Annotated in this window: 10 protein-coding genes; 5 read left to right on the top strand and 5 right to left on the bottom strand. The window is 64.5% G+C overall.

Going from position 1 to position 13,730, the window contains the following annotated elements:
* The first annotated feature begins 34 nt into the window (after positions 1-34).
* The gene (locus QN084_RS16870) at positions 35-1,030 is read left to right on the top strand and encodes a matrixin family metalloprotease (RefSeq protein ID WP_083261929.1); all 996 of its coding nucleotides are present in this window, start codon (positions 35-37) and stop codon (positions 1,028-1,030) included.
* Here QN084_RS16870 and QN084_RS16865 read toward each other — a convergent pair.
* Complete coding sequence (locus QN084_RS16865; protein WP_021473614.1) at positions 1,027-2,166, bottom strand: LOG family protein; 1,140 nt, start codon at positions 2,164-2,166, stop codon at positions 1,027-1,029. The genes QN084_RS16870 and QN084_RS16865 overlap by 4 nt on opposite strands.
* 289 nt (positions 2,167-2,455) lie before the next feature.
* Here QN084_RS16865 and QN084_RS16860 point away from each other — a divergent pair, with 289 nt between their 5' ends.
* Positions 2,456-5,290: a chitobiase/beta-hexosaminidase C-terminal domain-containing protein gene (locus tag QN084_RS16860; protein WP_264450058.1), complete on the top strand. Its 2,835-nt coding sequence runs from the start codon at positions 2,456-2,458 to the stop codon at positions 5,288-5,290.
* 949 nt (positions 5,291-6,239) lie between these two features.
* Positions 6,240-7,435 (top strand): IS3 family transposase gene (locus QN084_RS16855; protein ID WP_259362871.1). Its coding sequence is split into 2 segments (ribosomal slippage): positions 6,240-6,507 and positions 6,507-7,435, totalling 1,197 coding nucleotides; the frame shifts between segments, so codons are not numbered across the junction.
* A 225-nt stretch (positions 7,436-7,660) separates the two neighbouring features.
* Here the strand turns inward: QN084_RS16855 and QN084_RS16850 are convergent.
* The 4 genes from QN084_RS16850 to QN084_RS16835 all read right to left on the bottom strand — a co-directional run bounded on the left by QN084_RS16850 (position 7,661) and on the right by QN084_RS16835 (position 11,755).
* Positions 7,661-8,683 carry a Gfo/Idh/MocA family oxidoreductase gene (locus QN084_RS16850; RefSeq protein ID WP_069696151.1) on the bottom strand — a complete coding sequence of 341 codons (1,023 nt, stop codon included), beginning with the start codon at positions 8,681-8,683 and terminating at the stop codon, positions 7,661-7,663.
* Positions 8,680-9,594, bottom strand: coding sequence for an ATP-binding cassette domain-containing protein (locus tag QN084_RS16845; protein ID WP_069696152.1), 915 nt, complete (start codon positions 9,592-9,594; stop codon positions 8,680-8,682). Before QN084_RS16845 ends, QN084_RS16850 begins: the two co-directional genes overlap by 4 nt.
* Before the next feature lie 12 nt (positions 9,595-9,606).
* On the bottom strand, positions 9,607-10,665 hold the full coding sequence (locus QN084_RS16840) for an ABC transporter permease (RefSeq protein WP_021473618.1): 1,059 nt from the start codon (positions 10,663-10,665) through the stop codon (positions 9,607-9,609).
* Positions 10,666-10,759: 94 nt separating this feature from the next.
* Positions 10,760-11,755: a substrate-binding domain-containing protein gene (locus QN084_RS16835; RefSeq protein WP_021473619.1), complete on the bottom strand. Its 996-nt coding sequence runs from the start codon at positions 11,753-11,755 to the stop codon at positions 10,760-10,762.
* A gap of 318 nt (positions 11,756-12,073) precedes the next feature.
* Between QN084_RS16835 and QN084_RS16830 the strand changes: the two genes are divergently transcribed.
* Positions 12,074-12,814 carry a GntR family transcriptional regulator gene (locus tag QN084_RS16830; RefSeq protein WP_069696153.1) on the top strand — a complete coding sequence of 247 codons (741 nt, stop codon included), beginning with the start codon at positions 12,074-12,076 and terminating at the stop codon, positions 12,812-12,814.
* Between the two features lie 16 nt (positions 12,815-12,830).
* Positions 12,831-13,724, top strand: coding sequence for a 5-deoxy-glucuronate isomerase (iolB, locus tag QN084_RS16825; protein ID WP_069696154.1), 894 nt, complete (start codon positions 12,831-12,833; stop codon positions 13,722-13,724).
* Positions 13,725-13,730: the final 6 nt, after the last annotated feature.

The raw sequence follows: 13,730 nt of genomic DNA, 5'->3' as shown, positions 1-13,730 counted from the left end.
ACCGCGCAGCTTCGGCCGCCGGTCAGGGGGCTCAATGGAACCTGATGGGTCGGCGAAAGGGCCGGACCCCTATCCCCCGGCGCGCCGATCCCCGGACGAGCCTGCCGGGGTGCCGCCCGCCGCTCCCGTGCCGCCCGTCGTCGGGGTGCCGCCTTGGTCCACGCACCCGCGCGGCCCCCTCGACCAGCCCACACGGCCGATCAAGCACAGCAGCATCGTGGCGGTCTTCTTCCTCTTCGTTGTCCTTGGGCTCGTGTGTGCCGGGGCGTACTTCGGCGGTGAACTGCAGCAGTGGATGGGCGGCAGTACCACCGCCCAAAGCCAAGCGCCCAGGCCGGGTGTCCTGCCGTTCGGGCAACGCGAGGATCCACTTCCCGGGCGGGAGGAAGCGGACGCGCCGCTGGGCACCCCGCCGGTTGTCCGGCCCACCAGTTCTTCCTACAAATTCCTGGCCGTGAAGGACGACGGATCACCCGTGGCCTACTCCCCCTGCAGGCCGATCCATTACGTGGTCAACTCCACCAGGGCACCGGCCTCCTGGCAGCCCCTGGTCGAGGAAGCCATCCGGGAGGCGAGCCTGGCCACCGGCCTCCAGTTCATCTACGACGGTCCCACGTCCGAGCTGCCGTCAGCCAACAGGGAGGGCTACCAACCGGAAATGTACGGTGACCGGTGGGCTCCCGTGCTCATTGCGTGGAGCACCCCCGAAGAAGTGCCGCGCCTGGCCGGGCAAACCGTCGGCCTGGGCGGAAGCTCGTCCATCGGCCTGAGTAACGGGTACAAGGCGTATGTCACCGGTTCAGTGGCATTGGATGCTCCCCAGTTCACCGGAATCATGGATTCGCCGCGGGGCAGGGAGATCGGGGTGGCAGTGATCATGCACGAGTTGGGGCACCTGCTGGGCTTGGACCACGTGGATGATCCGCGCCAGCTGATGTACGACCAAGCCTCGTGGGTGCGCCAATACGCGGCCGGTGACCGGACAGGCCTCGCCGAACTCGGCAAGGGCCCCTGCAGCAAGAATTTCTAGGCCGGGCCCACCACGATCGCCACTGCTTCTTCCACCGTGTCCACGAGGAAGATCTGCCGGTCCATGGGACGTCCTGCGGCGAGGCTTTGCAGCATGGGCCACGCCGGGTATGTCCTCTCCCAGTGGTCGCGGCCCACCAGCACCATGGGGGTGATGGTTTCCGGGGCTCCGTAGTAGTTCTCGCACGCGTCCTGGAAGATTTCCTGCACGGTACCGGCCGCTCCCGGGAGGAAGATAATCCCGCCGTTGCACAGTTCCAGCAGGATGGCTTCACGAATGGCGTTGGCGAAGTACTTGGCAATGTGGGTGGCAAACAGGTTGGGCGGTTCGTGCCCGTAGAACCAGGTGGGGATGCCCAGCGTCGCCGTACCGTCCGGATAATCTTCGACGACGGCGGCTGCCTGGCGCGCCCACGCCGTCACCGAGGGACGGAACCCCGGGACGGCGGCGAGTTGCTGCACCGCGGCGCGGAAGTCGCCGTCGGGCATTGCGCTGAGGTAGGCACCCATGTTGGCCGCTTCCATGGCACCCGGACCGCCACCGGTGGCCACCGTGAGCCCCGCGTTCGCGAGCAAGCGGCCCAAGCGGGCGGCGTCGGAGAACTCCCGGCTGCCGCGCTGCGCCGCATGGCCACCCATGACGCCCACCAGCCTGGACCCGGCGAGCGCCCCGTTGGCCAGGGCCTCTTCCAGGGCGTCGCCGATCGCGTGGTCGTGCAGGGCCGCGGCGAGTGTTGAGTCAAGCCGGGAGCGCTGGCCGGGCAGGATGCTCCAGTGATAGACCCGCGCGTCCAAAGTGTGCTCATATTCCTCGGTAGAGATGCCGGGATACAGTTCGGCCGCCGTGTAAAGGCTGCCCCTGTAGGGGTTGAACGGAACACCCTGCAATTTGGGGAAGATGAGCGCCCCCTGGCTGCGCAGCTGATCCTCCACGCCGTCGTCGAACGTACAGCCCAGGAAGATCGCGCCCTGGGGGTTCAGCGCCAGCAGTTCACGGGAGCGCCCGCGCAGGTCCAGGGACTGGGCGTGCCAGCCGTGCATTGAATGCGCACCGGCGCTGACCAAGCGGTCGAAGTGGATGAGGCTTTCAACATCAAGCGTTCTCGGATTGGGATTCAGGGCACCTGACGGGGTCATGGACCCAGCGTAGTGGCGAAAAGTTCAACGGCAGGCCTACCCAGCGCCGGGCCCGAGGAGTACAGTAGCGGTCACTGCACCGGTTTCCGTCCCCAACGGCAGCCGGCAGGAACAGCACAAATTTATTCGAATGGCGTTCATTACGGGCGTCTGAAGTTCGCCGGCTGGGGGGCCCAACGTCTGCTCAAGGAGCATTGTTGTGGTCCGTTCACATCTTTCCAGTCGACCGAGTCATCCGAATCCCCTGAACAGCCACCCCCGCAGCTCCTTGGTGCGCCGCGTGCTGGGCATGGCGCTTAGCCCTGCCTTGGCCTTCGGCGGACTGGTCCTGGCCTCTGCCGCACCTGCCTCGGCCGCCGTGCCCCCATGCGCGGGGACCGGCGGGGCCATGCAGATCGTGGGCCATACCGATGACGACCTGATCTTCCTGAGTCCCGACTTCATGCGCGACATCCAGGCGAAACGATGCGTCCAAACCGTCTTCACCACCGCAGGGGAAGCGGGCGAAGGGGCCACGTACTGGCGCAGCCTGGAGGCGGGAATCAGGGCCAGCTACGCCAAGATGGCGGGTGTGGCGGACTCCTGGACGACCTCCGACGCCGGTGTCCCCAACCGGCCGCTGACCATGCAGACGCTCAACGGCGCGCCGAACATCTCGGTGGTGTTCATGCGCTTGCCGGACGGCTTCCCCAACGGTTTGGGGAGCGCTGCCTACAATTCCCAAAGCATCCTCAAGCTGTGGGACGGCCGCTTGTCCTCCATCAGGCCCGTGGATAACGCCGCCACGTTTACCAAGTCCCAGTTCCAGACCGCCCTCAACCGCTTGGTCGCGAACTTCAAACCCACCACGTTCCGCACGCAGGACTGGACCGGGAATTTCAACAGCCCTTATGACCACAGCGACCACTGGGCCACAGCCAAGTTCGCGCAACTGGCCACCCGCAGCTACACCGGGCCGCACACCTCCATGGCCTATGACGCCTACGTCATCGACGAATACCCGCAGAACGTCACCGGATCTGAACTGACCGCCAAGGTGGATACGTTTGTCCGGTTCGCAGACTTCGATATGTATCTCTGCAACAGCCCTGGAGAAGGGTGCCCGGACTCCCCCTACAACGAGTGGTTGAAGCGGCAGTACATCACGGCCATCGAGTGGGTGGGCAACGCTGCCAAATCAACGGGCACCACAGTCAGCGCGTCATCACAGAAGGCCTCCGCCCAAAGCCCCGAAAAAGCCCGGGACGGCTACTTCTGGGGTGCGCCGATGGACGCGTCCCGTGAATGGGTGTCTGCCGGCGAGAAGGCAGGAAGCTGGATCCAATACAACTTCACACCCACCCGTACGATCAACGCCGTGACACTTGGCGACCGGCCGATCCTCAGCGACCAGGTGACCGGCGGAAACCTCGTGTTCTCGGACGGCAGCACGGTCCCCGTTCCGGCTCTGCCCAACAACGGCTCCGGGCTTACCATCAACTTCCCCGCCAAGACCGTGAGCTCGGTGCGCTTCAACATCACCTCAGTCAGCGGCAGCACCACGAATGCCGGACTGGCGGAGTTCGAGGCCTACCTCGGCACGGACAACGTGGCGCCGGTGGTCACCGCGGCACCCGTGGGCGGAACCTACGCCGCAGGCCAGGCCATCACGTTGACGGCCAACGAAACCGCGACGATCTACTACACCACCAACGGGTCCACGCCCACCACGGCCAGCACCAAGTACACGGCACCGATCATCCTGAACGGGCCGCTGACGCTGAAGTACTTCGCAGTGGACGGCGCCAACAACTCCTCCGCAGTGGTCACCCAGACCTACTCCACCGGGCCCGATGTCACCAAACCCATCGTGACGGCCAACCCGGCCAGCGGAGAATACGCAGCAGGGACGAACATCACCCTCACCGCCAACGAGGCCGCCGAGATCCGCTACACGAAGGATGGCACCGACCCCCTCACCGCAGGTCTGCTGTACACGGCACCCATCACCTTCACGGGCCCCGGTCCCATGACGCTGAAGTACTTTGCGAAGGACACCGCGGGCAACACCTCCGACGTGGCGACACAGACCTACACCATTCCCCCGGACACCACTGCCCCGGTGATCACGGCCAACCCGACGGGGCGGGCCCTCGCCAGCGGTGCCACCATCACCCTGAGCGCCAATGAAACGGCAACCATCTACTACACCACCGACGGCAGCACGCCGACGACCACCGAATCCGCAACCAACCTCAAGTACACCGCTCCCCTCGTGATGGGCAGCTCCACCCTGACCCTCAAGTACATCGGAGTGGACGCGGAGGGCAATACCTCGGCCGTGGGAACCCAGACCTACACTGTTCCCGCCGCCGGGCCGCCGTCGACCCATGACTTCAGCGGTGACGGCCGCTCCGACGTCCTGGCTGCGGACACCGCCGGCAACCTGTACCTCTACCCGGGCGACGGCGCCGGCGGACTCCTGCCGCGGCAAGTGGCCCTCGCGGCTCCGGCCTGGTCCTCGATCACCGACACCATCACTCCGGGCGACTTCAACAGGGACGGCAAGAACGATCTTCTGGCCCGTGCCGGAGACATCCTGTACTTCTACCCCGGCGACGGAGCCGGCAGCTTCGGCGCCCGGAAACAGGTCAGCACAGGCTGGACCACCATGTCCCAGATCTTCTCCCCCGGCGACTTCAGTGGCGACGGCATCCCCGATTTCATCGGCCGCAGGAGCAACGGAGAACTGCGTCTCTACGAAGGAAACGGCAGCGGCGGACAACGCTCGCCCTACACCGTCGGCTGGGGCTGGGACGTCATGAACGCCATCTTCAGCACCGGCGATTTCAACGGTGACGGCAAGGGGGACGTACTGGCGCGGCGCACCGACACAGGGGCATTATGGCTATATCCGGGAAATGGCTCCGGAGGCTGGCTGACCTGGAAGCAGATCGCAACCGGGTGGAGCACCCGCACTGCGCTGGCCGGCCCCAGGGATCTTGATGGCGACGGCAAGAACGACGTCCTCGGCCGCATCGGAGACACCTTGTGGCTGTACCCCGGATCGGGTGGCGGAACGCTGGGCAACGTGCCGCCGATCAGCTTGGGCACGGGTTGGCAGGGAATGAAAGTCATCGCCTGATCCAACCCCCACACACCTGGCGCGGGTCGGAGTTTTCCCCCAGACTCATCCGGCCCGCGTCAGCCACGCCCCCTCCCTCTCCCACATCCCACCCCTTTTTCACCATCCCTCTTCCACATCCCACCGGGTTTTGCCGGTTCCTCTGCCACATCCCACCCCCTCCCCACCACCCCTCTGCCACATCCCACCGGGTTTTGCCGGTTCCTCTGCCACATCCCACCCGGTTTTGCCGGTTCCTCTCTCACACATCCCGCCCCCTCCCCACATCCCTCTGCCACTGGGGTTTGGTGCCCGCGGTCTGGGGCCTGACCGGTGGGGAACACTGGGGGCATTCGGCGGAAAGGGTTGCGGGGTGGACGGGCCTGGGCGGGACGCCAATCGGGCAGGGAGCCAGCCGCACAGAAAGTTCGACGGCGGCACCCAGGCCGTGCCGCCGTCGAACCTTCCCGCGAGACGTGATAGAGCAACCGCGGAAAAGCGTCGGGAAATGATAGAGCGTTTCACCGGGACTTTCATGGGGACGCCCGTCTCCAACGATTCCTGTGCCGCGTCCACCACTCGGGGTGGCGCACCCTTTGCCGCCGAATGCACCCGTAGCACTGGCTGCATTCGGCGTGAAGGGTTGCGGGGTAGACGGACCTGGGCGGGACACCAGTGGGAGGGAAAGCCAGCCGCACAGAAAGCTCGACGGCGGCACTCAGGCCGAGTGCCGCCGTCGAACCTTCCCGCGGGATCTGGCAGAGCAACCGCAGAAAGGCGTCGGGAGGTGATAGAGCGTTACACCGGGACTTTCACGGGGACGCCCGTCTCCAACGATTCCTGTGCCGCGTCCGTCACTCAGGTGGCGCACCCTTTGCCTCCGAATGCCCCCTTAGCACTGGTGGGGTTAGCCTCTGTTGGTGGACACCTGAAGTAGCGGGATCCTGGGATTCTGCGGGAAGGTGTTCTTGTGAGCACGACACGACGTAAATTCACTCCGGAGTATCGGCGGGAGGCTGCACGGCTCGTTATCGATACCGGCAGGCCGGTAGCGCCGGTGGCTAGGGAACTCGGGCTTGGAGAGCAGATGTTGGGCCGGTGGGTGGCTCAGGAACGGGCACGTCTGGCGGCCCCGGAAGAGGTCGCGGCGGCCGAGACAGAGAAGTCGGAGTTGGAGCGGTTGCGCCGGGAAAACGCGCAGTTGCGGATGGATAACGAGTTCCTGGGAAAAGCCGCAGCCTTCTTCGCCTCCAAGCAGCAGAATCGGAATGCTTCGAACTGATGGAGGCCGAGAAGGCTAACTACTCGATCCAGCGGATGGCCAGACTGCTGGGCGTGTCACGATCGGGGTTTTACGCTTGGCGGCGGAGGACCTCCGTGAGGTCACTGCGGACGGTGGTCCGGGCTGAACTGGATGCAAAAGTCCGGCGGGTTCATCAGGATTCGACCGGAGTCTATGGGGCGCCGCGGGTCCGGGCAGCGCTGGCCAGGAACGGGACCGGCGTTGACCGGAAGACCGTCGCGGCCTCGATGCGTCGGCAGGGTCTGGAAGGGATCTCGCCGCGCCGGTTCCGGCCCGTGGCCCCGATCGGTGAGGGGCGGGTCCATTCGATCCCGGATCTGGTGGCCAGGAAATGGGACACCGGTGTGCTGGACGCGGTCTGGATCTCGGATATCACTTATCTTCGTACCGGTGAGGGCTGGGTGTACTTGTGCGCAGTCAGGGACGGTTGCTCGAGGCGGGTGATCGGCTGGGCAATGGACTCTACCCAGTCCAGCGCTCTGGTCGAACGGGCCCTGCGCATGGCCTTCATTCTGCGCGGCGGCGGCCCGGCCGGGGTCGTCTTCCACGCCGACCGGGGCACCCAGTACACCTCCACCCAGCTCAATGACGTCTGTACCGGGCTTGGTATCCGCCAGTCCGTTGGGAAGACGGGCGTGTGTTGGGACAACGCGATGCAGGAATCGTTCTGGTCCACCCTGAAAGCGGAGTTCTACGACCGGCGCCGGTGGGCAACCAGACAGGACGCCATCCGGGCCACCGGCCGCTGGATCGAGGAGTTCTATAACCGCACCCGCCTCCATTCAGCACTGGGCTATAACACCCCCGTGGAGCACGAACTGCTGCTCACCACGGACCAACCTCAGCCGGCACAAGCCGCCTGACCAACTGTCCACAGCTTGCGGGCAACCCCACTGGGTGCATTCGGCGGGAAGGGTTGCGGGGTAAACGGAGCTGGGAGGGAAAGCCATCCGCACCAAAAGCTCGACGGCGGCACTCAGGCCGAGTGCCGCCGTCGAACCTTCCCGCGGGATCTGGCAGAGCAACCGCGGAAAAACGTCGGAAAGTGATAGAGCAACCGCGGAAAAGCGTCGGGAAGTGATAGAGAGTTACACCGGGACTCTCACGGGGACGCCCGTCTCCAACGATTCCTGTGCCGCATCCGCCACGCGGGAAGCGGCCACCGCGTCCTCGGGAGTGCAGGGGTTCTTGCGCTCCCCCAGAATCACTTCCACGAACGCGGCCATTTCGGAGCGGTAGGCCTGGTCGAACCGTTCGGCAAAGGTCTTGTGCGGAGTCCCCGCCGGGAAGGTGATTCCGCGCTCTCCGGAACGCAGCGCCATCTGGTCGTCCATGCCCACCACCACGGATCCTTCCGAGCCCTGCAGCTCCAGCCGGACATCATGCCCGGCCCCGTTGTAGCGGCTGGCCGACACCGTGCCTACAGTGCCGTCGTCGAACGTCACCACTGCCAAAGCGGTATCGACGTCGCCCACCTCACCGATTGCAGGGTCGCCGTTGTTGGAGCCCTTCGCGTAAACCTCCACGATTTCCCGTCCCGTCAACCAGCGGAGGATGTCGAAGTCGTGGACCGAGCAGTCCCGGAAGAGTCCGCCTGAGGTTGCGAGGAAGGACACGGGCGGCGGCGCCATGTCGCAGGTGACCGCACGCAGGGAATGGATCCAGCCGAGTTCGCCGGCGTCATAGGCCCGCTTGGCCTCGAGGTAGCCGGAATCGAAGCGGCGCTGGTGTCCGATTTGGACCGTGCCGCCCTTTTCCCGGATGTAGTCCAGGACCGGGAGGGACTCTGCCACGTTGACGGCCACCGGCTTCTCGCAGAAGACCGGAATACCAGCATCAACGCCCGCCATGATCAGATCCGGATGGGTTGCTGTCCCGGTGGCCACGACCAACCCGTCAATGCCGGCGGCGATCAAGGCTTCCACGGACGGCAAGTACTCCGCGCCGAAGTCCCGGGCCACCGATCGTGCGTGTTCCTCGGCAACGTCCGTCAGTTTGAGCCTGACGTTGACTCCTTCAGGATTGAGTTGCTCGTTCAACGCACTGATGTTCCGGGCATGCATCACACCGATGCGGCCCACACCCACCAGGCCGAGCGTTATTTCCTTCATGCCTTCTCTGGTGCTGCGTCGGCTACGTCTGCTACTTCGGCCTTGACCTCATTGAGCGCTTCGGTGTGTCCGCCGAGTTGTTCGAGTTCGTGGGCGAGTTCGGCCAGTTCGGCGCCGCCGGCCATTTGGGCCGTGAGTTCCTCGACCGAGATGTCCTTCTTCTCGTAGTAACCAATCGATTTGCCGCGCTTGAGCAGCAGGAACCGGTCGCCCACGGGGTACGCGTGGTGCGGGTTGTGGGTGATGAAGATGACGCCGAGGCCGCGGTCGCGGGCCTGCAGGATGTAGCGAAGTACGACGCCGGACTGCTTGACTCCCAGCGCGGCTGTCGGCTCGTCGAGGATCAGGACCTTTGCCCCGAAGTACACGGCGCGGGCGATCGCGACACATTGTCGTTCACCGCCCGAGAGCTGGCCAATGGGCTGCTCCACATCGCGCAGGTCGATGCCCATGTCCGCGAGTTCCTTCTTGGTGATGTCCTTCATCTTCTGGACATCCATGCGCTTGAACGGGCCTACGCCGGTTGTGAGTTCGGAACCGAGGAAGAAGTTCCGCCAAATCGGCATGAGCGACACGACGGCGAGGTCCTGGTACACGGCCGCGATCCCGGCGTCGAGGGCTTCACGGGGTGAGCCGAGCTTGCGCTCCTCGCCCATGATCTTGAAGCTGCCCTCGTCGTGCTGGTGCAGGCCGGCGATGATCTTGATCAGCGTGGACTTGCCGGCGCCGTTGTCGCCCAGGACGCAGGTGACCCTGCCGTTGTCCACGGCCATGGTGACATCCCGCAGCGCGATGATGTTGCCGTAGTGCTTTCCGACCGCTTCGAGGGAGAGCAGATGCACGGGCGTGTGGGTCAAAGGATCTTTCTCGTCTCTTAGCAGGGTTTGCTGGTCGATTCGTTGTGCGTTCATTGGTCCGGCCCCTTACTTCAGCTCTGCCCGGCGTTTGACGATGAGGTTGACGATGGTAGCCAGAAGCAGCATCAAGCCCAGGAAGAACTTGAACCAGTCCGGATTCCATTGTGCGTACACGATGCCCTTGTTGGCCATGCCGAAGATGAAGGCACCGATGGCCCCGCCGATCGCCGATCCGTAACCGCCGGTGAGGAGGCAGCCGCCGATGACCGCGGCGATGATGTAGAGGAACTCGTTGCCGACGCCTTCGCCGGATTGGACGGCGTCGAAGGCGAAGAGGTTGTGCATGCCGAGGATCCAGCCGCAGAAGCCGACGGCCATGAAGAGGCCGATCTTCGTCTTGGTCACCGGCACGCCAACTGCGCGGGCAGCGTTCGCGTCACCGCCGACGGCGAAGATCCAGTTGCCGATCCGGGTCCGGAGCAGGATCCAGGAGGCCACGGCAACCAGGACGATCCAGAAGAAGACGGTGATCTTCACTTCCACCCCACCGATGCTGATGGACGAGGCGAAGACTGCGCGGGCAGATTCGAAGCCGTCAAGCTTGGAGATCGACGGCGAGGAAACGGAACCGCCCACAAGCCGGGTGAGTGCCAGGTTCAGGCCGGTCAGCATGAGGAAGGTCGCCAGGGTGACGATGAAGCTGGGCAGTTTGGTCTTGATGAGGATCCAGCCGTTGATGAATCCGATGGCAAGGGAAACCACCAGTGCCAGCAGGACACCGACCCAGGCGTTCATGGAGAAGTACCAGCTGAACAACGAGGCTGTCAGGGCCGAGGAAATGACGGCGACGCCGGTGGAAAGGTCGAACTCGCCGCCGATCATCAGCAGGGACACACCGACGGCCATGATGCCGATGGTTGAGGACCCGTAAAGCACTGTGGCCAGGGCGTTGGGCTGGGTGAAGGTTTGCGATACGGAGGCGAAGAAGATGAAGAGGACTACTGCGCCAACGAGGGCGCCGACCTCCGGGCGGGCGAGGAATTTCTGGAACGGGTTGCGGCGTCCTACCCGTTCGTCACCGGACGCCGGGGCTGGTGCCGGTGGCAGGGTTGCTGTGCTTGCCATGGGGATGACTCCTTGTTGTTTCAGGCTTCGCGGTTGTTCAAGCTTCGCGGTTGGTCAGGCTGCGCGGTGTGGGCCGCGCAGCCTGATGCCTGGATTAGCGGACGCCCTGCTGGGCGAACTTGAGGACGTCAGAGGCGTTGGCCTTGTCCACGATGGTGGGACCGGTCAGGACGGGCTGGCCGCCACCGATCTTGAAGCCGCCGCGCTTGGCCTGCCACAGGGCGTCAACGGACATGTAGCCCTGGAGCCAGGGCTGCTGGTCCACAGTAAAGATGACATTGCCATCAACGATCTTCTGGGCAAGTTCAGCGTTGAGGTCAAAGCTGGCCACCTTGGAGGAGCTTCCCGCATCCGTGACGGACTTCAGGAGGGTCAGCGTGATCGGAGCACCGAGGCCGATGATGACGTCTGCGTCCTTGGAAGCCTGGAGCTTGGCGGTGGCGGTGGACTGAACCGCTGTCATGTCCTTGCCGTCCACGTAGAGGATCTCAGTGGCGGGGACCTTGGCCTTCACGCCTGCGCAGCGTGCTTCCAGGCCGACGTGGCCCTGCTGCTGGATGACGCAGACCGGGTGCTTGTACCCTTCAGCGGCGAGGCGGGTGCCCACGGCTTCGCCGGCCAACTGTTCGTTGGAACCGAAGTGGGTGAATGCTCCGAGCTTGGCGGATACGGACTCACCGGCGTTGAGGCTGACTACGGGGATGCCGGCGTCGGTTGCCTTCTTCAGGACGTCCTTCAGGGCGTCAGGGGTGGCGACCGTTACTGCGATGCCGTCAACCTTCTGGTCAATGGCCTGCTGCACCAACTGGGCTTGCCGCCCGGCTTCGGGATCGCTCGTGTAAAGCAGTTCGACGTTGTCCTTGGCTGAGGCTTCCTCGGCACCCTTACGGACGATGTCCCAGAAGGTGTCACCTGCTGCGGCGTGCGTGATGAGGGCTACCTTGATGCGGTCGGTGGAGGCCACCTGGCCGGCGGCAGCTCCACCACCGGAATCGGACGGCCTGCCGCCCTGGCTCGAACAGGCGCTCAGTGCTATGAGGGGAACCACTGCTGCGGCGAGGGCCGCTTTGCGCCACGAGAATTTTGCCACCGTTATCTCCTTTGATGTCAGCTTGGGGTGTCCGGAGACTCGTATCCGAACCATCCACTACTCAGATCATGGTGACTGACCTCACACTTTGTCAATACTTTGTCCTGACATTAGGATGTTTTTACGTTTCAACCCCTCGTACCAGTCAAGGAACACGTCCCTCAAGGCCACTTCCTTGACGGCGGAAACCCGGCTGCTATGATCAGGAAAAGGCAGTATGTCCTATCAAGAGAACATGAACGGACAAATAGATCCTTCCGGCAGAGGAGCCGAAACCCTGCTCCCGCCGGTCATGCACAGCCGTCCAGGAGGAAACCAGTGGCGAACCAACTCAGCCTCAGCATCGATCGTTCGTCCCCGGTGCCGCTCTACCACCAAGTTGTCCAAGGCATTGAAGCTGCCATCCACAGCGGCGTCCTGGAACCGGGCAGCCGCTTGGACAACGAGATCGACCTCGCGGCGCAGCTCAACCTGTCACGACCCACGATGCGTAAGGCCATGGACGAACTGGTCCGCGCCGGACTCCTTGTCCGCAAGCGCGGCGTGGGAACGCAGGTTGTTGCCAGTCAGGTCCGCCGTCCCCTGGAGCTCTCCAGCCTCTACGACGACCTCAGCAACAACGGCAAAAAGCCCACTACGGATGTACTGAGCTTCTCCCACGACGAAGCGGATGCGGCCACCCTCGCCGCGCTGCAGCTGCCTGCCGGTTCCAAGGTCTACCACTTCACCCGCCTCCGCAAAGTAGGCGGCAAACCGCTGGCCCTCATGGAGAACTGGGTCCGTGATGACATCGTCACCATGGACGAAGCCCAGCTCGCCAGCGAAGGCCTCTACGCCATCCTGCGGCGCGGCGGCGTCAACTTCCGCCTCGCCTCGCAGCGGATCGGCGCCATGATCGCCAACGACTACCAGGCGCCCCTGCTGGAAACCGACGTGGGATCGGCCCTGGTCACCATGGAACGCACCGCGGTGGACGACACCGGACGCATGGTGGAAACCGGCCACCACGTCTACCGCGGCGATTCCTACAGCTTTGAAATGACCCTCGTACAGCGCTAACGCAAGGACATTAATTATGGCCAACTGGGTATACCCTCTTGGATCCGCCGCCGACGGCAAGTGGGACATCTCCCTCGGCACCTCCGATTCCAGCCTCGCCGTTGACGGCTGGGCCCACACGGGACTGAAGGTGGCGACGCTCGCCGCAGGTTCCGCCGTCGAGCTGTCCGCCGCGGGCGAGGAACGCATCGTGGTGCCGCTGAGCGGCTCCTTCACGGTGACGGTCGACGGCGAGCAGTACCGTCTTCAGGGACGGCAGTCTGTCTTCCACGGGCCAAGCGACGTTCTCTACACCGGCATCGAGAAAGCGGTCACCATCAGCTCGAACGACGGCGGCCGCGTCGCCGTCGCGACCGCACCCGCCAAAGCGTCGTACCCCACCAGGCTGATCACCGCCGCAGAAACCCCGGTTGAACTCCGCGGCGCCGGCAACTGCTCCCGCCAGGTCCACAACTTCGGCACACCCGCAGCACTGGAAGCCGACCGCTTCATCGTCTGCGAAGTCATCACCCCCGCCGGCAACTGGTCCTCCTACCCTCCCCATAAGCACGACGAGGAAAAGGACGGCGAAACCAGCCTCGAGGAGATCTACTACTTCGAAACCCGCGTAGCCCCCGGCTCCCCCGCCCCGGAAGATGCGGACGCCATCGGCTACGCCCGCGTCTACGCCTCCGATGAGCGTCCCATCGACGTCTCCGCCGAAGTCCGCACCGGCGACGTTGTCCTGGTGCCCTACGGCTGGCACGGCCCCGCCATGGCAGCACCCGGCTACGACCTCTACTACCTGAACGTCATGGCTGGCCCCGGCCGCGTCCGGGACTGGCTCATCAGCGACGACCCCCACCACGGCTGGATCCGCCAGACCTGGGAAGGCCAGGACGTGGACCCGCGGCTCCCGTTCACGGCCTGACCCCAG

The organism is Paenarthrobacter sp. R1, from assembly GCF_030264015.1.
In the GTDB taxonomy this organism is placed as follows: Bacteria; Actinomycetota; Actinomycetes; order Actinomycetales; family Micrococcaceae; genus Arthrobacter; species Arthrobacter ureafaciens.
Note: the sequence above shows the minus strand (reverse complement) of the source record. Positions and strands in the feature narration are given on the sequence as shown.